This window comes from Rhizobium sp. NPDC092011, assembly GCF_044756305.1.
In the GTDB taxonomy this organism is placed as follows: domain Bacteria; phylum Pseudomonadota; class Alphaproteobacteria; order Rhizobiales; family Rhizobiaceae; genus Rhizobium.
Map to the genome: position 1 here is coordinate 36,609 of NZ_JBIVSO010000006.1, position 19,913 is coordinate 56,521.

The following is a 19,913-nucleotide window of genomic DNA, read 5'->3' on the forward strand; positions in this document are numbered from 1 at the left end:
CGTCAGGGAGGCATTGATGGTTCGTGAAAACGAAATTCGCGAAAACGAAGTAGCGGTCGAGCCGCCTGCAGCGTCGGATGCCGGGCTTATCTTTATCGGACGTATCTTGACGCCCTGGACATCGCGCATGGAAACGCCCCGCCAAGGCCGGCATGACGGCCCGCTCTGCCGGATCGAGATTTTCGAACCCTGGGTGGCGGCGCTACACGGCGTTGAAGTCTTTGAGCGTCTGGAAATTCTCTATTGGCTGGATCGCTCCCGCCGGGATCTCGTGCTGCAGAGCCCGGCCAATAGCGGCAAGGTGCACGGCACCTTCTCGCTGCGCTCGCCGGTGCGGCCAAACCCGATCGGCACATCCATCGTCAAGCTGGAGGCCGTCGAGGGGAACGTGCTGCTGGTGCGCGGCCTTGATTGCCTTGACGGTACGCCCTTGCTCGATCTCAAGCCGGATCGCACTCTGTTCAAGCCGATCGCGCCGCCGCAACCCGGAGATTTCCAGACCGGGGACGGCGAGACGGCGCATTACTGCAAGAAGATTTAGAGCATGATGCGGAAAAGCGTGCGCGGTTTTCGGGCGACATCATGCTCTACTTTTTTGATTCCAGAGCGAAATCAGATTCTAGGTCGAGCAGACCAAAAATCATCCGGCTCTCGAGCATGTCGCGCAAAAGTGTGCAGCGGTTTTTGCGGCTACGACATGCGTGAAATCAAAGAGCTAAAGCGCGTGAAGCGGACCTGAAAGATCGCGACGCGCTTTAGTCGACGGCGACCATCACGTCGGATGCCTTGATGACGGCATAGGCCGAGGAGCCCACCGTCAGGCCGAGTTCGTCCACCGCCTCGTTGGTGATCGAGGAGGTGACGATCGAGCCATTGCCGATATCGATGCGGACATGCGCCGTCGTTGCACCCTTGGTGATTTCGACGACCTTGCCCTTGAGGCGGTTTCTGGCGCTGATTTTCATGGATATTTCTCCCTTTTTTAGAGCACTTTCAGGAAAAGTGCGAAGCGGTTTTCCGTCCGGAATTGCGTGAAAGCAAAGAGATAGAGCGGTTCAGAGTTTCCGTGAAAAACTGAACCGCTCTAACCGGCGCGACAATACCGGCTCGACCGGCAATGGGCTATCGAAATCCTATTCGCCTCGCGGATACCTTTGGTTTTCCTCAAGTACGTTGAGGTCCATGTGGTTGCGCATGTAGCGTTCCGACGCCTTCTGCAGCGGCTGATAGTCCCAGGGGTAGTAGGCGCCGTTGCGAAGCGCTGCATAAACAACCCATCGCCGTGCCTGGCTCTCGCGCACCGCGGCGTCGAAACTGGCCAGGTTCCAGCGTTCGGTGGCCTGTGCCGCCAGTCTTTTCAGCGTTTCGGCATAGGCGAGGTCGCCAGCCAGATTGGTCGACTCCTTCGGGTCCGCCTCAATGTCGAAGAGCATTGGGGGATCCTTTTCGCAAAGGGTCAGCTTGTAGCGACCGTCGCGCAAGGCCACGAGCGGCGCTATGGAGCCTTCCGCGGCATATTCCATCGGCACGGGGCTGCGGCCTCCGGTGCCAAGTGCCAGCGGTGTCAGGTCCTCGCCATCGGTCCAGCGGCGCAGCGAGGCGATATCGATGCCAGCAAGAGCCGCTAAGGTCGGCGTCACATCGAGCGTCGAAACGGGCTGGTCGATCCGCTTCGGCTGCCAGCCCGGGGCTGCGATCATCAGCGGCACGCGGGCGGAGCCTTCGAAGAAGTTCATCTTGAACCAGAGGCCGCGCTCGCCGAGCATGTCGCCATGGTCGGAGACAAAGAGGATGATGGTATTGTCCGCCATGCGGCCGCGCTCGAGCGTTTCCAATATCTCGCCGATCTTCTCGTCGACATAGGAAATATTGGCGAAATAGCCGCGCCGCGCCCGGCGGATCTGCTCGGGCGTAATGTCAAAGGCGGTATGATCGCACGCTTTCATCAGCCGCTGCGAGTGCTGATCCTGCTGGTCGAAGGGGATTTCGCCGACTTCAGGGTCGAGCGCCGGGCAATCCTCATAGAGGTCCCAGAAACGGCGGCGCGCGACGTAAGGATCATGCGGATGCGTGAAGCTGACCGTCAGGCACCAGGGGCGCTCGTCGTGGCGGCGCGAGAGATCGTAGAGCTTGCGGTTGGCGTGATAGGCAACCTCGTCGTCATACTCCATCTGGTTGGTGATTTCGGCAACGCCGGCCCCGGTCACCGAGCCGAGATTGTGATACCACCAATCGATGCGCTCGCCGGGTTTGGTGTAGTCAGGCGTCCAACCGAAATCGGCAGGGTAGATGTCTGTTGTCAGCCGCTCCTCGAAGCCATGCATCTGGTCCGGGCCGACGAAATGCATCTTGCCCGACAGCGCCGTCTGATAGCCGGCGGCGCGCAGGTGATGGGCGAAGGTGGGGATGTCCGAGCAGAATTCTGCGGCGTTGTCATAGACGCGTGTGCGGCTCGGCAGTTGCCCGGACATGAAGGAAGCCCGCGCCGGCGCGCAGAGCGGGCTTGCCGTATAGCTGTTGGCAAAGCGCACGGAGCGCTTCGCCAGGGCTTTCAGAACCGGTGCATGCAGGAAGTCGGCCGGGCCGTCGGGAAAGAATGTCCCGTTGAACTGATCGACCATGAGGATGAGGATATTCGGGCGCGACATGTGAGACTGTTCCTCGGGATCAGAGGCCGACGGCGGCTTTGACGGCGTCGAGGCCGGACTTGCCATCAATAGTGGTGACGCCCGCAAGCCAGGGCGTCAAGGCATCCGGATGCGCCTTCAGCCAGGCGGTCGCCGCGTCCTTGGCGCTGTCGCCACCGAGGATGGATCCCATCAGCGTATTCTCCATGCCGATGTCGAAGGTCAGGTTATGGAAGAGCTTGGCGGCGTTGGGGCATTGCGCGGTCCAGCCGGTGCGCGCGAGCGTATAGACCTCTGCGCCACCGAAATTCGCGCCGAAATAGGCATCCCCGCCGGAGAGGTAGGCGATCTTGAAGCGTTCGTTCATCGGATGCGGCGCCCAGGCGAGGAAGACGATCGCCTGCTTGTCCTTGGAGGCGCGCTCGACCTGTGAGAGCATGGCCTGCTCGCTCGATTCCACCAGCTCCCAGCCCTTGAGGCCGAAGTCGTTGGCATCGATCATCTTCTGGATATTGGCATTGGCAGGCGCACCCGGCTCGATGCCGTAGATCTTGCGGCTGAAATCCTCGGCATGTTTTTGCAGATCTGCAAAGTCCTTGATGCCCTTGTCGGCAACGTAGGTCGGGACAGCGAGCGTGAACTTCGCGCCCTGAAGGTTACGGTTCAGCACCTCGACGGCCTTCGCCTTGTTGAGGTCGTCGACGAAAGCCTTCTGCGCCGGCATCCAGTTGCCGAGGAAGACGTCAATCTCGCCCGTTTTCATCGCTTGATAGCCGATGGGCACGGAGAGGGTCTTGATGTCAGGCTCGTAGCCGAGTGCGGTCAACAAGACGCCGGTCACGCCGTTGGTGGAGGTGATGTCGGTCCAGCCGGGATCAGACAGATGGATCGTCTTGCAGCTGTCGCCATCGGCTCGGGCGGCGCCGGCGAAGGAAAGGACGGAAAGAAGAGCGCCGGCGGCGAGCCGGCCGATTGCAGACATGCGCATGACGATGGTTCCCTCTTGTTATTGGATTATTTTATTGAACATCACTAGAGTTCCCACTGTGAAGCAGGCATTTTTCGATGGATGCCAAAAGGAAATTTTATGGCTGAACGTTTGGTCGATCTTGGCTGGCTGCGGATATTCCTGGAGGTGGGCCGCTCCGGCAGCCTTTCCGCTGCTGCGGCGGCGCTCGGCCTGACGCAGCCCGCCGTGAGCTATCAGATCCGCCGCATCGAAGAGCAGATGGGTGTCTCCCTGTTTCGCCGCCAGCATCGCGGTGTCGAGCTCTCGCCGGAAGGGCAGCGCCTGTTCGAGATCGTCGACAAGGCAGTCGGCGGCGTCGACGGTCTGGTGCGCAGTTTCCGTGTCGAGGCGGAGCGGCCGTCCGTTCGTCTGCGGACGGACTACGCCTTCTCCGCTCTCTGGCTGATCCCGCGCATGCATGCATTCCGGCTTCTCCATCCGGAAGTCGATATCCAGATCGTCGCGACGCAGCGGCTTGATCGCGGTGCTCCGGAGAGCGGCGATATCGCTGTCTTCTTCGGTACGCGCGATGAGTTCGGACCCGGATCTAAACTGCTCTTGCCGGAGAGGGTCGTGCCGATCTGTACTAAAGGGTTCGCGGAGCGCCACGGCCCGTTCACCGATCCCTCGCAACTGGCCGGCACCACGCTCGTTCACCTCGATTCCGAGATGCCATCGCCCTGGTTCGATTGGGAGAGTTATCTTTCCGCCTTCGCCATAACCCGGGAGGTCTATGCCGGCCGTGGCGATCTGCGCTTCAATACCTACTCGCTGGTCGTACAGGCCGCGCTTAGCGAGCAGGGTGTTGCGATCGGATGGCTGGGGCTGGTCGACTCCCTGCTTGCCGCGCGGACTTTGGTAACGGCCGGTCCGACGCTCGAGGCGCCGGCGCGCGGCTACTGGCTGTTGCCTCCGGCCGCACCAAGCCCCCATGCCGAGCGTTTGGCGGAATGGTTGCTTGCGGAGGCTGCTGCCGGGCAAAGGTGATTTATTCGGTCGTGAGGTCGTTAAGAAACGTATCGCACCAGTGCGATACGTCGTGCTCCAGCAGATAGTCCATCATGCCGCGCCAGCGTTCCTGCCGTTCCTGCAGCGGCATGTTGACGGCGCGCGCCAGTGCATTGGCCGTGCCATCGACATCGTAGGGATTGACCAGCAGGGCGCCGTCAAGCTTGCGCGCCGCGCCAGCAAAGCGCGAGAGCACCAGCACGCCGGGATCTTCAGGATCCTGCGCGGCGACATACTCCTTGGCGACAAGGTTCATGCCGTCGCGTAGCGGCGTCACCAGCCCGACCTTGGCGAGCCTGTAAAGACCGGCCAGTATGGGGCGGCTGATCGAGCGGTTGATATAGCGGATCGGCACCCAGTCGACCGTGCCGATCGCGCCGTTGACCCGGCCCGCCTGCTCGGCGACGGCGTTCTGCATCGCCTCGTATTCCGGCACCTCCGAGCGCGATTTCGGGGTGATCTGCAGATAGGTGATGCTGCGCTGGTGAGCGGGATTGTTGGTGATGAAGCGCTCGAATGCGTCAATGCGCTGGGTAATGCCCTTGGAATAATCGAGCCGGTCGACGCCGAGGATCAGATCGCGGCCTTCGACGCTCTTGCGCACCTTCTGTACCATGCTGTGGGACGCGGCCTTGCGAGCGAAAGCGGCGAAGGCCGCCGTTTCGATGCCTATGGAATAAGCGCCGCCGCGGAAATCATGGCCATGGGCGCTGAAGTGACCAGGGCTTTTCTCGATGCCCATGCCCTCGCGCTTCAGGCAGCCTGCAAAATTCTCAAGGTCGTGATCGGTCTGAAAGCCGAGGAGGTCGTATGAAGAGAGGCCGCGCATGATTTCTTCATGCACCGGCATGGCGAGCACAACGTCAGCCGGCGGCCAGGGAATGTGAAGGAAGAAGCCGATGCGGTTCTTCAATCCCATCTGCCGCAGTTCTGCCGCCAGCGGGATCAGGTGGTAGTCATGGACCCAGATGATGTCGTCCGGTTCGATCAGCGGCGCAAGCCGATGGGCGAAGAAACGATTGACGCGGAAATAGCCGGTCATTTCCTTGCGGGCATATTCGGCCAGATCGAGCCGGTAGTGGCAGATCGGCCAGAGCACGCGATTGGCAAAGCCCTGATAATATTCCTCGACATCTTTCTGCGTCAGGTCGGTCAGGGCATAGGTGATATTGCCGTCCTTGGTCATTTGCAGCGGTTCAGGTTCGGTTTCGCCGCTGGATTGACCGGACCAGCCCATCCAGATGCCGCCGCGCTCGGCAAGGGCGGCCTGCAGCGCCACGGCAAGGCCGCCGGCTGCTGCCGCACCCTTGTGATCGGGCACGGAAACACGATTCGAAACGATGATGAGACGACTCACGAATTCTTCCTTTCGAGAAGGCTGAGAGGGCGCAACCACGATTGACGGGTTACTTGACGAGCGTTCCCAGCACGTCCCTTAAACGCGCAGGCGAGGCAATGGATGCACGCGCGAGCGTTTTTCCGTTGGTGTCGCCAATGCGCACGGATTGGCCGCCGACACGGTTTGCAGCTGCAAACATCGTCTCGTCGGTCACGTCGTCGCCGATGGTAATCGGCCGGCGGCCCTCGAAGGGGGCTTCGGCAAGAAAGGCCTCGACGGCATGGCCCTTGCTCGCGTGAGCGGGGCAGATTTCGATCACCATCTTGCCGCGCTGCAGGTTCCAGTCGGAGCCGGCTTCCTCCAGATGGCGCAGCATGGTTTCGTCGATCTCGGCCTCGTGGGCCGGAGCATGCCGGAAATGGACGGCGACGGCAGCTCCCTTGTCCTCGACGATGGCACCCGGCCAGGCGGCGGCTTCCTGCTGGATGCGTTGTTTCATTTGCTGGAAGGCATGCGGGATATGCGCGCGCCGCAGCCTTCCGGCGGCATCACGCCGTTCCGCGCCGTGAAGACCGGCGACGGGGAAGCGGAAAGGACCAAAGAGGGGATCGACGAATTCGATGGCGCGACCGGTCACCAATGCCAGCGCGCCGCCAAGTTGACGCGATAGTGCGTGGAGCATGCCGGGCAGATAGTCCGGAACGACGATCGCCTCCGGCCTTTCGGCGAGGTCGAGCAAGGTTCCGTCGATATCGAGGAACAGGGCCCAATCCTGCGGATACAATGAGAGTGCGGTAAGAGCCGGCTCTTTCAGCGGCCTCGGTTCGGCTTCGCCCTCGTTGGGCTGTTCCTGAAAAGACATGCAGGGTTAGCTAAGGCGCTATTCCCATTTGGCAAGGCAAAAAACGACAAGCTGAAAATCAAAAGGGGCCGCCTTAAGCGACCCCCCATGAGCTTTGGCCCGTAACTGGCCTGAAGCGGCGAACGCTTCGGGAAGGCGTTGATCAGAGCGAGGGCTGCCTCGCAACGTTCACGACCATTTCCATGCCATATACCAAGACCGAAATCCCACTAGACATTGGATCACCTTCCTTTCGTTACGTTTCAGACACCGTAAAGGTAGCTCAAATTCGAGCCGATGCAAGAGGCACCACCTCAGAGAGCTTCAAACTTATTGTCGCATTGAAATAACTTGCCTCGACGGATCTCAAACGAAACCTCGGCGACAGCGCGTTCACGAAGAACACACTGCAATGACAAACGTGATCGGACGAAGCGTCAAATATCTGTCATCTTGCGCCAGGCGGCATGGAAAATTAAGGCTTTATTACCCATTCCGAATAAACAATCGTCCAAGATTTGCCATTCTCCCGCGGGACAGGAAGACAGCGGGAATCGGAGTAAGAGACGCATGTGTCGTTGGGCAGCCTATCGTGGAGACCCCCTCTATCTGGAGGAGCTGGTGTCTTCGCCTGCCCACTCCCTGATCGAACAATCCCATTGCGCCACACGCGCCAAGACAGCGACCAATGGCGATGGTTTCGGCATTGCCTGGTATGGTGATCGGCCCGAACCGGGCCGCTACCGCGATATCCTGCCGGCCTGGTCCGATTGCAATCTGAAGAGCCTCGCCCGGCAAATCAGCTCGCCGCTCTTCCTGGCTCACGTCCGCGCGGCGACTGGCGGCGGTACGCGGCGCGACAACTGCCATCCCTTTGTTTTCGAGAACTGGTCGTTCCAGCACAATGGCCAGATTTCCAATTTCGACCGTCTGCGCCGGCCGATGGAAGCCATGCTCGACGACCGGCTGTTCCATGCCCGCAGCGGCACGACCGATTCCGAGCTTCTCTTCCTGCTGGCGATGCAATTCGGCATGGCCGCCAACCCGATCGCGGCGATGGCCGAAGCCATCGGCTTCGTCGAAGGTTTGTCGCTGCATCTGACGGGCTCGGTGCTGGTGCGCTTCACCGCTGCCTTTTCCGACGGCAAGTCGCTCTATGCTATCCGCTACGCGACCGATCGCAAGGCGCCGACGCTTTATGCATCGCCGGTCGGGTCAGGCAATTGCCTCGTGTCGGAGCCCTTGAACGACGATGTCGACGCCTGGCGTGAAATCCCCGATGGCAGCGCCGTCATGGTCGACGACAGCGGCGTTCATGTCATGCCATTCCAGCCACAAGCGCGGGAACGCGACGAAGGTCAGCCGGCAGTCGCTATCCCTGCCTGAATTGTTCGGCGATGAGGGCTGCAAGCCGTGTCGCCACGTCATCCTTGTCCAGATCTGGCCATTGCTCGACGCCATTATGGCTGATGATCTTCACGCGGTTTCGCGTGCCGCCCATGATGCCGGTTGCCGGTGACACGTCGTTGGCGACGATGAGGTCTGCGCCCTTGCGCTCCAGCTTTGCGCGGGCGTTGCTCTCGACATCCTGCGTTTCGGCAGCAAAGCCGATGACGAGTTTCGGCCGCTGGGTGTGATGGCCGACCGTCTTCAATATGTCAGGGTTCTCGGTGAGCGCCAGCGTCGGGATCGACTCGCCTGGATGCTTCTTGATCTTCTGGTCCGAGGCGGAGGCGACGCGCCAGTCCGCGACGGCAGCGACCATCACTGCGATGTCGGCGGGAAGGGCTGCCAGCACCGCGTCTCGCATCTCGTCAGCCCGCTCGACATGGATGACGTTGAGGCCGGCCGGATCGGGTATGGTGACGGGACCGGAAACGAGGGTCACGTCCGCACCGAGGGCCGCAAGGGCTGCCGCAATGGCATGACCCTGCCGCCCCGAGGAGCGGTTGGCGATGTAGCGCACGGGGTCGATCGGCTCATGCGTCGGCCCGGAAGTGACGATCACCTTCTTGCCTGCAAGCGGTTTGACGCCGTTGTCCAGCCGCTTCTCGACGGCAGCGACGATGTCGAGCGGTTCTGCCATCCGGCCGGCGCCGGCCTCGCCGCTTTCGGCCATTTCCCCCGTCATCGGTCCGATGAAGGCGATGCCGTCGCCACGCAACGTCTCGACATTTCTCCTGGTCGCCGGATGCGTCCACATTTTCGGGTTCATGGCGGGTGCCGCCAGAACCGGCCGGTCGGAAGCGAGCAGGATGGTCGAGGCAAGATCGTCCGCCAGGCCGTTTGCCATCTTGGCGAGCAGATCGGCCGTTGCCGGTGCGATCAGCACGAGATCGCAGTCGCGCGCCAGCCTGATGTGGCCGACATCCTGCTCGTCCTGCCGGGAGAACAGGTCCGTGAAGACATGATCGGCCGCAAGCGCACCGACGGCAAGCGGCGTTATGAATTGCTGCGCGCCAGCGGTCATGACCGGTCGCACGCTCGCGCCGCGCTCGCGCAGCCGGCGGATGAGATCGAGACTCTTATAGGCCGCGATGCCGCCGGAGATGATGAGAAGGATGCGCTTTCCTGCGAGAACCATGCCTGAACCCGTCGCCTGTTCTTTTGGCCGTAAGCCTAAGCCTTTGGCGGATAATAGGCAATCGCTGCGTGTCCTGACGGTATCGATAGCCCCTGGGACAAAGCATGGCCGAGCGGGCGCCTTGGAACGGCAAGTCACGCGATCACATCGGCATCAACTACTTGTCATTTGCGAGAGTCGCTTCGCTCGACAACATTGAACAGGTTAACGACCAAAGGAGTCTCGCCTTGAAACTGATGAAAGCCGCCATGATCGCCTTGCCAATCATGGCCGCCGCTATGCCGGCCTTTGCCGAGCGTGCCTATTCGCCGCAGGAGCAGAAGAACAAGGAAATCGTTCTGGATTTCTATCAGAAGGCACTGAACGACAAGGACTTCGACGGCGCTTCCAAGTATCTCGGCAAATACATCCAGCACAATCCGATGGCGGCCGATGGTCCGGAGGGGCTACGCGGCTTCATCGATTATTTGAAGAAGAGCTATCCGCAGTCCAAGAGCGAGATCAAGCGCGTGATGGTCGACGGCGATTATGTGATCCTGCGCGTCCACGCCGTTCGCCAGCCGGGCGACCGCGGCAGCGCCATCGTCGATATCTTCCGCGTTGAAGACAACAAGATCCAGGAGCATTGGGATTCGGTGCAGCCGATCCCGGAGACGTCGAAGAACAACAACACGATGTTCTGATCGGCTATCGCTTCAGGGAGGAATGGGGGCTTCCTCCCTGTGGCATCGCCTCGCAACGCGCCTCAGGCTTGCGGGGCGATGCTGGCATTCAGAGGGTGCTCATGCCGCCGTCGATGACCAGTTCGGCGCCGACGGTAAAGGCCGACTCATCGGAAGCCAGGAAAACGATCGCTTTGGCGATTTCGCTGGAATTGCCAAAGCGGCCGGCCGGGATCTGGCTCTGGATCTGGGCGCCCATCGCCTTCGCATCGGCGTCCGAGAGGCCGAACTTGCTGTGCAGCGGCGTTGCGACGGGGCCGGGGCTGACGGCATTGACGCGGATGCCGCGACCGATCAGTTCGCCGGAAAGCGTCTTGGCCAGCGTCAGCAAGGCACCCTTGGTCAGTGCATAGACACTGGAATTCGGCATGCCGATATGGGCATTGATCGAGGTATTCAGAACGATCGAGGCCGGGTTGGAGAGGATCGGCAGCAAGGCCTGAATGAGGAAGAACGGGCCCTTCACGTTGACGGCGAGAGATTTGTCGAAGGCGGCTTCGCTCCATTGTTCAAGCGGGCCGAACTCCGCAATGCCGGCATTGACGAAGAGAATGTCCAGATGGCCAAAGGCCTTTCTGACGGCTTCCGACACGGCTTTTTGGCCTTCGGTATTGCCGGCATCGGCCTGGATGACGAGGGCCTTGTCGCCAAGCTCGCCGCGGGCGGCTTCGATATTGGCGGGGTTGCTGCCGGTGACGATGACGCGGGCGCCTTCCGCAATGAACTGGCGTGCCGTTTCGAGGCCGATACCGGTGGTGCCGCCGGTGATGAGTGCCGTCTTGTTTTGCAGGCGTGACATGATCTTTTCCTTCAGGGTTGGTGGAGGGCGGCGCCTCCGTTGTTTCCGTTGAGAAAGATATGGCCTGAAATCATCGTTCGGATTAGTCTGCAAATAATGGAATTCGAATTCGGAGTTTCCGAACGATGCTGAAGATCGAGGGGATCGTGACATTCGTGGCCGTTGCGGAAGCAGGGTCGATCAGCGAAGCGGCGCGACGTTTGCGCCTGTCGAAATCGGTCGTCAGCGAGCGCTTGTCGGAGATGGAGCGGACATTGGGCGCGATCCTGCTTCATCGCACCACACGCAAATTGACCCTCACAGAGGATGGCACAGCCTTTCTGGAGCGCGCGACCCGCATTGCCCAGGAGGTGCGCGAGGCAGCAGCCGATCTTGCCGAGCGGCGCGGAACGCTGGTGGGGCCGCTGCGCATCGCCGCCCCCGTCACCTTCGGCCGCCTGCATCTTGGCCCGGCTCTCTATCCGTTTCTGGCAGAGCATCCGGAAATCGAGTTGACGCTCGATCTCGACGACCGTCGGGTCGATGCCGCATCGGATGGCTATGACGCGATCATTCGTCATGGCCTGATTGCCGACTCGCGCCTCGTTGCATGGAAGCTTGCCCGCAGTCGCCGCCTTCTCGTGGCGTCGCCGGATTATCTCGGCCGCCACGGCCGGCCCATGTCCTTATCGGATCTCGAAGATCATCGCGGCATCTTTTACACCAATCGCGGTGTCGCCGACTGGCGTTTTCAGGGGCCGGACGGCGCGGTCGTCATCCGGGGAAAGCTTGCATTGGGCGTCAACAATGGCGATGTCCTCCACGATGCAGCCATTGCCGGGCTTGGCATTGCGCTGTTGCCGGCCTTCATTGCAGGGCCTTCGGTCAGAGATGGGCAGCTCGTCGAAATCGACGTCGGTTATCGGCCGGAGCCGGAATTCATCTTCATGGCCCATCCGGAGGGGCGCAATCCCTCGGCAAAGCTCAGAGCTATCGCCGATCATCTGAGGAAGGCGTTCGGCGATCCGCCCTATTGGGAGCGGAGCGCGTGACGAACGCATGTCGCGAAAAGATGCGCGAACCGGAACTATCGTAGCGCGATCTAGGCAATGAGGCTCATGAGATTGGCAACGATCGGTGATCGCTGCGCTTTGAGGCTGGCAAGGCCGAGCCGCGCCACGATGGGTGGCCCGTCGATTTGTCGATAGACAACGCCGTCGAGCTTGATCTGTCCGATAGACGCCGGAACGATGGAAACGCCGAGATTGGCGGCGACGAGATTGACGACGGAGGGGATCTGCGGTGCCTCCTGTGTCACCAAGAGTTCGAAGCCTGCATTCCGGCATGCCGCAACGATATCGTCATAGAGGCTCAGGCCCACCATGCGCGGAAAGAGAATGAAGGGTTCGCCGGCCAAGGCCGCGATCGGCACGCGGTCTTTCTTTGCAAGCGGATGACGTGCCGGCAGGGCGATCAGCATTGGCTCGTCTGCAAAGCGTTTCAGGCGAACGTCTCTCGGGTCCTCAAGGCCGGGCCGGATGAAAGCGGCATCGATTTCGCCGCGCATCAGCCGCTCCATCAGCGCATTGGTGTTCATCTCGGTGAGAGACAGCCGCACTTCCGGCCAATGGCCTCGAAACTCGCGGATGGTCGCCGTGACGATGGTGTTGAAGGCGGAAGAGGCCGTGAAGCCGAGCGAGAGGCGGCCGATCTCGCCACGATTGGCACGCTGGGCGGCAAGCTTTGCCTTTTCCGCGGCATCGACTGCCATTCGTGCTTCAACCAGAAAGGCTTCGCCCGCCGCCGTCAACTCCGCACCATGGGGCACGCGGTGGAACAGCTGCGCGCCGACCTCGTTTTCCAGATCCCTGATCTGCTGGCTGAGCGGCGGTTGCCCGATGCCGAGCGTGGCGGCGGCGCGGGTGAAATTCCCGGCCTCCGCGAGCGCCAGGAAATAGCGAATATGACGCAGCTCCAACACTATCTCCAAAAGCTATTGAGATCGCCTGTCCCATATATTGGACTAATGGAGCCGACCTGACTAGATTTGTGGGCAAGAAAGATCAGGTGCCCGTCATGTTCCGCGCCGCAAGCAAGCAGCAAACCACAGCTTCCGAAGTTCCGTCCCGTCCCGAACTGACGCTCGTCAGGAACGAGCAGCCGTCCGAAACCAGGCAGTTTCTGACGCGCGGCACGCCCGCCTTCCGCCGCGCGACCATTGCGTTGTTCCTCTCCGGCTTTGCCACCTTCTCGCTGCTTTATTGCGTGCAGCCGCTGATGCCGATCTTCTCGCAAGATTTCGGCGTCACGCCCGCCGCAAGCTCGCTATCACTCTCGCTTTCGACAGGCTTTCTGGCCTTCGCGATCTTCGGTGCCGCTGCCGTTTCCGAAAGCCTCGGTCGCCGCAGCCTGATGTTCATATCGCTGCTCGGCGCGGCTATCTGCACGATCGTTTGTGCTGTATCGCCGAGCTGGCACATGCTGCTTGTCGTCCGTGCTCTCGAAGGCTTCCTGCTGGGTGGGGTGCCCGCGGTTGCCATGACCTATCTCGCTGAAGAGATCGAGCCGCGCGGCCTTGGCGGCGCCATGGGCCTTTATATCGCAGGTAATGCCTTCGGTGGCATGGCCGGACGCGTCGTGACGGGTACGATCGCAGAGTTTATGAGTTGGCGACCGGCGCTTGCCGCCGTCGGCATTCTCGGCCTGATCGCTGCCGTTGGCTTCCTCTATCTGCTGCCGCCGTCGCGCAATTTCACCCCGCGCAAGGGATTCGATGTTGCCTTCCACGTGAAGGCCTGGGGCGGACATTTCGGCAATGCGGCGTTGCCGCTGCTGTTCGCCATCGGCTTTCTGGTGATGGGGTCTTTCGTCACGGTCTACAACTATATCGGTTTCCGCCTCGTCGCTGCGCCCTATCATCTCAGCCAGACCGAACTCGGCCTGATCTTCACGGCCTATCTCTTCGGCATCGTCGCTTCCTGGGCCGCGGGTCTGCTCGGAGACCGCATCGGCCATTTCGTCGTGCTGCCGATTGGCGTGCTGATTGCGGCACTCGGTGCAGCGGTTACGCTATCCAGCTCCCTGCCGCTGATCATTCTCGGCATCGTTCTGGTGACGATCGGCTTCTTTGTGACCCATTCCGTCGCCAGCGCATTGGTGGGGCGGCTGGCCCGCAGCTTCAAGGGGCATGCCTCCTCGCTCTATCTGCTCGCCTATTATCTGGGCTCCAGCATCGCCGGTTCGGTCGGCGGCTATTTCTGGCTTGCCGATGGCTGGAATGCCGTGGTTGCCTTCATCCTCTTCATGCTGGCACTATGTCTCATCAGTGCCCTTGCAGTCGCCAGACTGGCGCGTCGTTGAGACCGGAGCCGCTATGATCCACATCGACCATCTCGATCATCTGGTGCTCACGGTGGAGAGCATCGATGCAAGCTGCGATTTCTACGCCCGCGTTCTCGGCATGGGTGTCGAAACCTTTGGAGAAGGCCGCAAAGCTCTCACCTTCGGCAATCAGAAGATCAATCTGCACCGTGCCGGCCATGAGTTCGAGCCCAAGGCCGATCGGCCGACGCCGGGTTCTGCCGATCTCTGCTTCATCAGCCACACGCCGCTGGATGACGTCGTCGCTCATCTCGAGGCAGAGGGCGTCGCGATCACGGAAGGCCCCGTTCGCCGCACCGGCGCCACCGGCCCCATTCTCTCGGTTTACTTCCGCGATCCCGACAACAATCTGGTCGAAGTGTCCAACAACCTATCCTGAGATCACATAAACACATCGTCAGGCGTTTCCTCGCGGACCGGTCTCCGAATGTGGCCGCTTGACTTCCGAAATCTCGGCCTATATTAAACCGATAAGTTAATTAACTTTATGGTTTATCAAATCGCATGGACACATTGAGCGTGACCCTTTCGGCCCTTGCCGATCCAACCCGCCGGGCGATCCTGGCGCGGCTGGCGAGTGGCGAGGCATCCGTCTCCGAGCTGGCCGAACCTTTCGACATGTCGCTGGTGGCCGTATCCAAACATCTCAAGGTGCTGGAGAAGGCCGGTTTGATTTCAAAGGGCAGGGAGGCGCAGTGGCGGCCCTGCCGGCTGGAACCCAAGCCGCTCCGGCAGGTGGACGACTGGCTGGAGAGCTATCGGCAGTTCTGGAACGACAATCTCGATCGCTTGGAAGCCTATGCGGCGCTATTGCAACAAGGAGAGGTGGATGAGCCAAGCAAATGACGATCGCAACATGCGCCAACCGCGCGAAATCGTGCTGACTCGCGAGATTGCAGCGCCGCGTGCATTGCTGTTTCGCCTTTGGACGGAACCTGAGCATCTGATGCGCTGGTGGGGGCCGCAAAACATGACGGCGCCATCTGCTTCCGTCGACCTGCGGGAAGGCGGCGCCTGGCGCCACTGCATTCTGACGCAGGAGGGCAAGGAATATTGGAGCCACGGACGCTATCTGGAGGTTGCCCCGCCAGAGCGCCTCGTCTTTTCCTTCGCCTGGGAGAACCAGGAGGGCAACGCCGAGCATCCGATGCAGGTCACCGTGGAATTTCACGAGCGTGGCGCGAAGACGCACCTCGTCTTCCGCAAGGTCGAACTACCAGACGATACCGAACTGAAGCTGCAGACCGGCGGTTGGGCGCAAGCCCTCGACAAATATGCCGCCTATGCGGAAGCCACCTCAAAGGAAGGATGAGAGTGATGAAGAAGACCTATCACGGAAGCTGCCATTGTGGCGCCGTCGCTTATGAAGCCGATCTCGACCTGCAGGGCGGCACCTTCAAATGCAATTGCTCGATCTGCAAGAAGAAGCGCAATTGGCTGACTGTGGCCACGCCTGCCGATTTCCGCCTGACCTCGGGCGAAGGCAACATCGGGGAATATCAGTTCGGCTCACGTACCTTGCATCATCTCTTCTGCAAGTCCTGCGGCATCAGCTCCTTCAATCACGGCGAGAATCCCGCCCTCGGCGGCAAGTTCTATGCGATCAGCATCAGTTGCCTGGACGATGCCACCGATGAGGAACTGGCCTCGCTTCCCGTGGGATATTTCGATGGTCGCGACGATCGCTTCGATCGGGCGCCGGAAGAGACGCGTTATCTTTAGCGCGAGGCTTAGCTCTTGGTGGCGAGCCAGATCACATGACGCGCGCCTGTCTTGCCATTGGCGCGCGTATTGACCACCTCGGCGGCAAAGCCGCTGTCACGCAGGCGTTTTGTAAAACGCTCATCAGGTCCCGAGGACCAGACCGCGAGCACGCCTCCCGGGCGCAATGCATCGCGGGCCGCCTTCAGGCCCTGATAGTCATAAAGACCGTCATTGGCCTCCGAGGTGATGCCGTCGGGGCCGTTATCGACATCGAGCAGAATGGCGTCGTAAGTGGCCTTGCGGGCGCGGATCAGCGGACGTACGTCGCCTTCGTGAATGGTCACGCGCGGATCGTCGAGGCAGCCGTCGAAGACCGTTGTCATCGGCCCGCGCGCCCATGAAATTACCGCCGGAACCAGCTCCGCAACTGTTACCTTGGCATCCGCATCGAGTTCGCCGAGGGCCGCGCGCAAGGTAAAGCCCATGCCGAGGCCGCCGATCAGAATGTGTTGCGCCTTCCGGCCCTTGATCTTCTCGCAGGAAAGCGTGGCAAGAGCCCGCTCGGAGCCGCTGAGGCGGCTGTTCATCAGCTCATTGGTGCCGAGCATGATGGAAAATTCCTGGCCGCGCTGCTTCAAGCGCAGCTCGCCGCCGCCAGGGATTTTCGCAGTGTCGAGCAAGGTCCAAGGGATCACGGGCAACTCTCAATTCATGTTAAGTTGCCCGGGAACATAGTCTCTCGATGCTGCCAAGAACAGACGCGCTTATCCCAAACGGATATAGGGCACATCCTTTTTCGCAACTTCGTCCAGCGCCTCCTCATAGCCGGCATCGGCATAACGCATGACGCCGAGCGCGGTGTCGTTGGTAAGCGCATGGTCGAGCCGTTCGTCGGCGGCTTGCGTGCCGTCGGCAACCACGGTGACGCCGCAGCTCGTCATGTAGCCGGCATAGCCGCCGCCGCCGGAATGGACGACGACGAGATCGGCCATCGACGAGCAGAGCATCATGGCGTCGATCAGCGGCCAGTCTGCAATCGCGTCGGAACCATCCTTCATGCCTTCGGTCATGATGTTCGGATGCGCCATGGCGCCGGCGTCGAGATGATCGCGCGAGAAGGCGATCGGGCCCTTTAGCTCACCGCTTGCCACAAGCTCATTGACCCGGCGGGCAAGCTCGGTGCGCTCGCCATGGCCGAGCCAGGCGATACGCGCCGGCAGCCCTTCGAAGGGGACATGCTCGCGGGCAAGGCGGATCCAGTTGGTGACGATCTTGTTGTCCGGGAACATTTCCAACAGCAGATCGTCGATGCGGGCGATATCGCTTTCCTCGCCGGAGAGCGCCATCCAGCGGAAGGGGCCGATGGCGCGGCAGAAGAGCGGCCGCAGATAGGCCTCGGTGAAGATCGGGATATCGAAGGCGTTGGCGACGCCGCCTTCCTTCGCCTGGGTGCGGATGAGGTTGCCGTTGTCGAAGACTTCGGAGCCCTTTTTCTGGAAGTCCAGCATGGCCTTCACATGCTCGACGATCGAGGCGCGGCTTGCCGCCATCAGCTGGCCCTGACCATCGTCGCGGAGATCCTTGACTTGGGAAAGGCTCATGCCCTTCGGCACGTAGCCATAGACGAGATCGTGCGCCGAGGTCTGGTCGGTGACGATATCGGGCACGATGCCGCGGCGTGCGATTTCCGGATAGATTTCGGCCGCATTGCCGACAAGGCCGACGGAAAGCGCCCGCTTCTCCTTGACGGCGGCGTCGATCATCGCCAGCGCGGAATCGAGATCAGGCGCAATCTCCTGCAGATAGCCGATTTCCTGGCGCTTCCTGGCGCGCTCCGCATCGATATCGACGCAGAGGATGGCAGCCCCCGCCATGCGGCCGGCGAGCGGCTGCGCACCGCCCATGCCACCGAGGCCGGCGGTCAGAACGAAACGGCCGAAGAGATCGCCGCCGAAGCGACGCTCGGCGATGCGCATGAAGATTTCGTAGGTGCCCTGGATGACGCCCTGACTGCCGATATATTGCCAGGCGCCTGCCGTCAGTCCGCCCCAGCAGATCAGGCCCTTGCGCTGCAGCTCGTAGAACACCTCGGCCTTCGCCCATTGCCCGACGATATTGCAGTTCGCCATGATGACGAGCGGCGCCTTGTCATGCGTGCGGATGAGGCCGATCGGCTTGCCGGATTGAATGAGCAGGGTCTGGTTCTCATCCATTTCGGTGAGCGCCTTGACGATACCCTTATGCGCCGCCCAGTTGCGCGCCGCCTTGCCGAGCGCTGCGTAGACGACGAGGTTGTCCGGGTCTTCGCCGACCGACAGAACATTTTCGAGCAGGCGCAGCAATGCCTCCTGCCGCCAGCCCTTGGCGCGCAGCTCCGGGCCGCCCGGAATCGGGAATTTCGGATGACGTGGATTGGCTTTCGGCATGGAATTCCCTTCCCTGATATGATCTTTTGTGTCGGCTGCCAGCTACTTCGGCGGCAGGCCTTCGACGAAGTCCAGCGCGGCCAGAAGCAGCCGCTTGCGCAGCATGTCGTTGCCATAGGCTTCCGGCCCGGCGCGCACCCATCCTTGCATTTCCCGGCCGCGAGACAGCATGGGTTTGACGTCATGCTGTTCCAGCGCCCAGGCATCGTTGCCTTTGCCAAGGCGGATCAGCATCCCGTCGTCACGGGCGCCGCAAAGCAGATGTCCATTGAGCAGAAAGGCCCAGCCGCCGAACATTGCCTTCTCGCTGAGCCCGGGGCGTTCCCCGAGCTCTTCTCTCAGCAATTCTTCGAGACCGGCGTCGCGGGCCATTCAAGCCTCCCGTACTTTTCAGCCCTTTTTGCCAGCCAGTGCGTATTTGGCGATCTCGATACCCATGGCCTTCTCGACCGAGGGATAGACTGTGGGGTCGAGCACGCTGGCGGACAGCGGGATAATGTCCATCGGCACATGCAGGATGAAAACCGTCATGCCCTCATGTAGCTGGCCGACGCTCAAGGGCTCGCCTTCCGGCGACAGCGTTGATATGACGGAAGGGAAGGTCGCGAGACGCTTGCCACCGGTGTCTTCGACCGCCATGTACTCGTTCATCACATGCATGACCACGGCCTTGTCGCCGCTGCCGACCGTGACGGTGCCGATGTCGAAGGCTTCCTTCGTGTAGACGACATCCTTCTTGGTGATCGTGCCTTCAGCCAGGATATGGCCGCCGGTGGTCTTGCAGATGGCGTCGATGACGGCGCTGCCGCCCTTCTTTTCCGCCTCGATGATCGCTTCGCCGAGCGAAAGCGCCATGGAGATGCCGCCGAGCGCTGCGTGGGTGCGGACGTAGGAAGCGCGCAAAGGGTTGCGGCAGGAGGCGATGAAGCCGCCGGACTGGTCCGATGCCGCGCGCAGGATCGGCGAAATCTTCGCCGTCGCACCTTTCACGACCAGCTCGATATAGCGGTTCTCGGCGCGGTTGCCGCCGACGGCGGTCTGGATCATCTGTTCAGGCGAACCGGCCATGCCGATCGAACCCATGTCACCCGTCGGATGGGCGCGGATGTCGCCAACGGCGTCCACGACCTTCGTTCCGAGGATGGCGGATGGCAGCCAGCCGTTCAGTGTCGAGGACTTGCCGTTCTGGCCGATGATCAGGCCGGAAAGCTTCTCGCCAAGCTCATCCTGCAGCAGCTGCGCGGCTTTGACGTAATCGATGCCCTGCATTTCCCAGGGAGTCGTGGAGGCCGGAGCGCCGATAGCGGCTGCCGTCGCGATCCAGTCGTTGTCGTTGAGTTCGTCGATCGACACCAGCTCCGGCTTGCCGACATTGACAGCCGCATAGCCCAGCATGCGGCCGTGATCGGCCCAACCGCCGCCACCTGCGGCGTAAACCGAGCCGCCCTTGACGGCCGCTTCCACATCCTTGGCAACGAGTACGCGTCCCATTGA

22 protein-coding genes are annotated in these 19,913 nt (G+C 61.3%); 10 read left to right on the forward strand and 12 right to left on the reverse strand.

All coding sequences use genetic code 11. The annotated features are described in order from the left end of the window. Positions 1-16 precede the first annotated feature (16 nt). The gene (gene tsaA / locus ACIQJ2_RS22950) at positions 17-541 is read left to right on the forward strand and encodes a tRNA (N6-threonylcarbamoyladenosine(37)-N6)-methyltransferase TrmO (RefSeq protein WP_400673354.1); all 525 of its coding nucleotides are present in this window, start codon (positions 17-19) and stop codon (positions 539-541) included. A gap of 214 nt (positions 542-755) precedes the next feature. Here the strand turns inward: tsaA and ACIQJ2_RS22955 are convergent, their stop codons facing one another. The 3 genes from ACIQJ2_RS22955 to ACIQJ2_RS22965 form a co-directional block, all read right to left on the reverse strand. Next, a complete protein-coding gene (locus ACIQJ2_RS22955) occupies positions 756-965 on the reverse strand; it encodes a molybdopterin-binding protein (protein WP_047628419.1) in 210 nt (69 codons plus the stop codon). Between the two features lie 168 nt (positions 966-1,133). After that, the gene (gene betC, locus ACIQJ2_RS22960; RefSeq protein ID WP_400673351.1) at positions 1,134-2,648 is read right to left on the reverse strand and encodes a choline-sulfatase; all 1,515 of its coding nucleotides are present in this window, start codon (positions 2,646-2,648) and stop codon (positions 1,134-1,136) included. Positions 2,649-2,667: 19 nt separating this feature from the next. Further along, complete coding sequence (locus ACIQJ2_RS22965) at positions 2,668-3,615, reverse strand: choline ABC transporter substrate-binding protein (RefSeq protein WP_400673349.1); 948 nt, start codon at positions 3,613-3,615, stop codon at positions 2,668-2,670. 99 nt (positions 3,616-3,714) lie between these two features. Between ACIQJ2_RS22965 and ACIQJ2_RS22970 the strand changes: the two genes are divergently transcribed. Continuing rightward, positions 3,715-4,623, forward strand: a complete 909-nt coding sequence (locus ACIQJ2_RS22970; protein ID WP_400673347.1) for a choline sulfate utilization transcriptional regulator — start codon at positions 3,715-3,717, stop codon at positions 4,621-4,623. A gap of 1 nt (position 4,624) precedes the next feature. Here ACIQJ2_RS22970 and otsA read toward each other — a convergent pair whose 3' ends face one another. Both otsA and otsB read right to left on the reverse strand, forming a co-directional pair. Further along, positions 4,625-6,001: an alpha,alpha-trehalose-phosphate synthase (UDP-forming) gene (otsA, locus tag ACIQJ2_RS22975; protein WP_400673344.1), complete on the reverse strand. Its 1,377-nt coding sequence runs from the start codon at positions 5,999-6,001 to the stop codon at positions 4,625-4,627. Positions 6,002-6,050: 49 nt separating this feature from the next. Next, positions 6,051-6,845, reverse strand: a complete 795-nt coding sequence (otsB, locus tag ACIQJ2_RS22980) for a trehalose-phosphatase (RefSeq protein WP_400673342.1) — start codon at positions 6,843-6,845, stop codon at positions 6,051-6,053. Positions 6,846-7,394: 549 nt separating this feature from the next. Here otsB and ACIQJ2_RS22985 point away from each other — a divergent pair. Further along, a complete protein-coding gene (locus tag ACIQJ2_RS22985) occupies positions 7,395-8,210 on the forward strand; it encodes a class II glutamine amidotransferase (protein WP_400673339.1) in 816 nt (271 codons plus the stop codon). Here the strand turns inward: ACIQJ2_RS22985 and coaBC are convergent. Then, entirely contained in the window at positions 8,197-9,408 is a 1,212-nt protein-coding gene (gene coaBC, locus ACIQJ2_RS22990; protein ID WP_400673336.1) for a bifunctional phosphopantothenoylcysteine decarboxylase/phosphopantothenate--cysteine ligase CoaBC, read from the reverse strand. The two genes, ACIQJ2_RS22985 and coaBC, sit on opposite strands and share 14 nt — an antisense overlap. A 236-nt stretch (positions 9,409-9,644) precedes the next feature. On the opposite strand from coaBC, the gene ACIQJ2_RS22995 reads away from it, so the two are divergent. Continuing rightward, positions 9,645-10,091, forward strand: coding sequence for an ester cyclase (locus tag ACIQJ2_RS22995; RefSeq protein ID WP_400673439.1), 447 nt, complete (start codon positions 9,645-9,647; stop codon positions 10,089-10,091). 88 nt (positions 10,092-10,179) lie between these two features. On the opposite strand, the gene ACIQJ2_RS23000 is transcribed toward ACIQJ2_RS22995, so the two are convergent. Next, complete coding sequence (locus ACIQJ2_RS23000; protein WP_199144528.1) at positions 10,180-10,929, reverse strand: SDR family oxidoreductase; 750 nt, start codon at positions 10,927-10,929, stop codon at positions 10,180-10,182. A 125-nt stretch (positions 10,930-11,054) separates the two neighbouring features. Between ACIQJ2_RS23000 and ACIQJ2_RS23005 the strand changes: the two genes are divergently transcribed. After that, entirely contained in the window at positions 11,055-11,960 is a 906-nt protein-coding gene (locus ACIQJ2_RS23005) for a LysR family transcriptional regulator (RefSeq protein WP_400673332.1), read from the forward strand. 50 nt (positions 11,961-12,010) lie between these two features. On the opposite strand, the gene ACIQJ2_RS23010 is transcribed toward ACIQJ2_RS23005, so the two are convergent. Beyond that, on the reverse strand, positions 12,011-12,886 hold the full coding sequence (locus tag ACIQJ2_RS23010) for a LysR family transcriptional regulator (RefSeq protein ID WP_400673330.1): 876 nt from the start codon (positions 12,884-12,886) through the stop codon (positions 12,011-12,013). 98 nt (positions 12,887-12,984) lie between these two features. Between ACIQJ2_RS23010 and ACIQJ2_RS23015 the strand changes: the two genes are divergently transcribed. From ACIQJ2_RS23015 to ACIQJ2_RS23035, 5 genes are all read left to right on the forward strand, one after another. Beyond that, on the forward strand, positions 12,985-14,268 hold the full coding sequence (locus tag ACIQJ2_RS23015; RefSeq protein ID WP_199144669.1) for an MFS transporter: 1,284 nt from the start codon (positions 12,985-12,987) through the stop codon (positions 14,266-14,268). A 13-nt stretch (positions 14,269-14,281) separates the two neighbouring features. After that, entirely contained in the window at positions 14,282-14,668 is a 387-nt protein-coding gene (locus ACIQJ2_RS23020; RefSeq protein ID WP_400673328.1) for a VOC family protein, read from the forward strand. Positions 14,669-14,793: 125 nt separating this feature from the next. Then, positions 14,794-15,135: an ArsR/SmtB family transcription factor gene (locus tag ACIQJ2_RS23025; RefSeq protein ID WP_400673326.1), complete on the forward strand. Its 342-nt coding sequence runs from the start codon at positions 14,794-14,796 to the stop codon at positions 15,133-15,135. Then, positions 15,119-15,601, forward strand: coding sequence for an SRPBCC domain-containing protein (locus tag ACIQJ2_RS23030; protein ID WP_400673323.1), 483 nt, complete (start codon positions 15,119-15,121; stop codon positions 15,599-15,601). The genes ACIQJ2_RS23025 and ACIQJ2_RS23030 overlap by 17 nt, the downstream gene beginning before the upstream one ends. A gap of 5 nt (positions 15,602-15,606) precedes the next feature. Next, positions 15,607-16,011 (forward strand): GFA family protein, encoded by a 405-nt coding sequence (locus ACIQJ2_RS23035; protein WP_400673321.1) that lies wholly within the window; start codon positions 15,607-15,609, stop codon positions 16,009-16,011. 8 nt (positions 16,012-16,019) lie between these two features. Here ACIQJ2_RS23035 and ACIQJ2_RS23040 read toward each other — a convergent pair whose 3' ends face one another. The 4 genes from ACIQJ2_RS23040 to ACIQJ2_RS23055 form a co-directional block, all read right to left on the reverse strand. After that, on the reverse strand, positions 16,020-16,688 hold the full coding sequence (locus ACIQJ2_RS23040; protein ID WP_199144541.1) for a hypothetical protein: 669 nt from the start codon (positions 16,686-16,688) through the stop codon (positions 16,020-16,022). 69 nt (positions 16,689-16,757) lie between these two features. After that, entirely contained in the window at positions 16,758-18,419 is a 1,662-nt protein-coding gene (locus tag ACIQJ2_RS23045; RefSeq protein WP_400673319.1) for a urocanate hydratase, read from the reverse strand. A gap of 42 nt (positions 18,420-18,461) precedes the next feature. After that, positions 18,462-18,791 carry a TfoX/Sxy family protein gene (locus ACIQJ2_RS23050; protein ID WP_047628390.1) on the reverse strand — a complete coding sequence of 110 codons (330 nt, stop codon included), beginning with the start codon at positions 18,789-18,791 and terminating at the stop codon, positions 18,462-18,464. Between the two features lie 18 nt (positions 18,792-18,809). Continuing rightward, on the reverse strand, positions 18,810-19,910 hold the full coding sequence (locus tag ACIQJ2_RS23055) for a DUF917 domain-containing protein (protein ID WP_199144547.1): 1,101 nt from the start codon (positions 19,908-19,910) through the stop codon (positions 18,810-18,812). Positions 19,911-19,913: the final 3 nt, after the last annotated feature.

What these genes read in the sequence shown, in the direction of transcription:
- ACIQJ2_RS23045 (WP_400673319.1), bottom strand. Translation starts at nt 18,419, where the DNA reads ATGCCGAAAGCCAATCCACGTCATCCGAAATTCCCGATTCCGGGCGGC.
- ACIQJ2_RS22955 (WP_047628419.1), bottom strand. Translation starts at nt 965, where the DNA reads ATGAAAATCAGCGCCAGAAACCGCCTCAAGGGCAAGGTCGTCGAAATC.
- ACIQJ2_RS23005 (WP_400673332.1), top strand. Translation starts at nt 11,055, where the DNA reads ATGCTGAAGATCGAGGGGATCGTGACATTCGTGGCCGTTGCGGAAGCA.
- ACIQJ2_RS22995 (WP_400673439.1), top strand. Translation starts at nt 9,645, where the DNA reads ATGAAAGCCGCCATGATCGCCTTGCCAATCATGGCCGCCGCTATGCCG.
- ACIQJ2_RS23000 (WP_199144528.1), bottom strand. Translation starts at nt 10,929, where the DNA reads ATGTCACGCCTGCAAAACAAGACGGCACTCATCACCGGCGGCACCACC.
- ACIQJ2_RS22985 (WP_400673339.1), top strand. Translation starts at nt 7,395, where the DNA reads ATGTGTCGTTGGGCAGCCTATCGTGGAGACCCCCTCTATCTGGAGGAG.
- ACIQJ2_RS23050 (WP_047628390.1), bottom strand. Translation starts at nt 18,791, where the DNA reads ATGGCCCGCGACGCCGGTCTCGAAGAATTGCTGAGAGAAGAGCTCGGG.
- coaBC (WP_400673336.1), bottom strand. Translation starts at nt 9,408, where the DNA reads ATGGTTCTCGCAGGAAAGCGCATCCTTCTCATCATCTCCGGCGGCATC.
- ACIQJ2_RS23030 (WP_400673323.1), top strand. Translation starts at nt 15,119, where the DNA reads ATGAGCCAAGCAAATGACGATCGCAACATGCGCCAACCGCGCGAAATC.
- betC (WP_400673351.1), bottom strand. Translation starts at nt 2,648, where the DNA reads ATGTCGCGCCCGAATATCCTCATCCTCATGGTCGATCAGTTCAACGGG.
- otsB (WP_400673342.1), bottom strand. Translation starts at nt 6,845, where the DNA reads ATGTCTTTTCAGGAACAGCCCAACGAGGGCGAAGCCGAACCGAGGCCG.
- ACIQJ2_RS23025 (WP_400673326.1), top strand. Translation starts at nt 14,794, where the DNA reads ATGGACACATTGAGCGTGACCCTTTCGGCCCTTGCCGATCCAACCCGC.
- ACIQJ2_RS22970 (WP_400673347.1), top strand. Translation starts at nt 3,715, where the DNA reads ATGGCTGAACGTTTGGTCGATCTTGGCTGGCTGCGGATATTCCTGGAG.
- ACIQJ2_RS23035 (WP_400673321.1), top strand. Translation starts at nt 15,607, where the DNA reads ATGAAGAAGACCTATCACGGAAGCTGCCATTGTGGCGCCGTCGCTTAT.
- tsaA (WP_400673354.1), top strand. Translation starts at nt 17, where the DNA reads ATGGTTCGTGAAAACGAAATTCGCGAAAACGAAGTAGCGGTCGAGCCG.
- ACIQJ2_RS23020 (WP_400673328.1), top strand. Translation starts at nt 14,282, where the DNA reads ATGATCCACATCGACCATCTCGATCATCTGGTGCTCACGGTGGAGAGC.
- ACIQJ2_RS22965 (WP_400673349.1), bottom strand. Translation starts at nt 3,615, where the DNA reads ATGCGCATGTCTGCAATCGGCCGGCTCGCCGCCGGCGCTCTTCTTTCC.
- ACIQJ2_RS23015 (WP_199144669.1), top strand. Translation starts at nt 12,985, where the DNA reads ATGTTCCGCGCCGCAAGCAAGCAGCAAACCACAGCTTCCGAAGTTCCG.
- ACIQJ2_RS23055 (WP_199144547.1), bottom strand. Translation starts at nt 19,910, where the DNA reads ATGGGACGCGTACTCGTTGCCAAGGATGTGGAAGCGGCCGTCAAGGGC.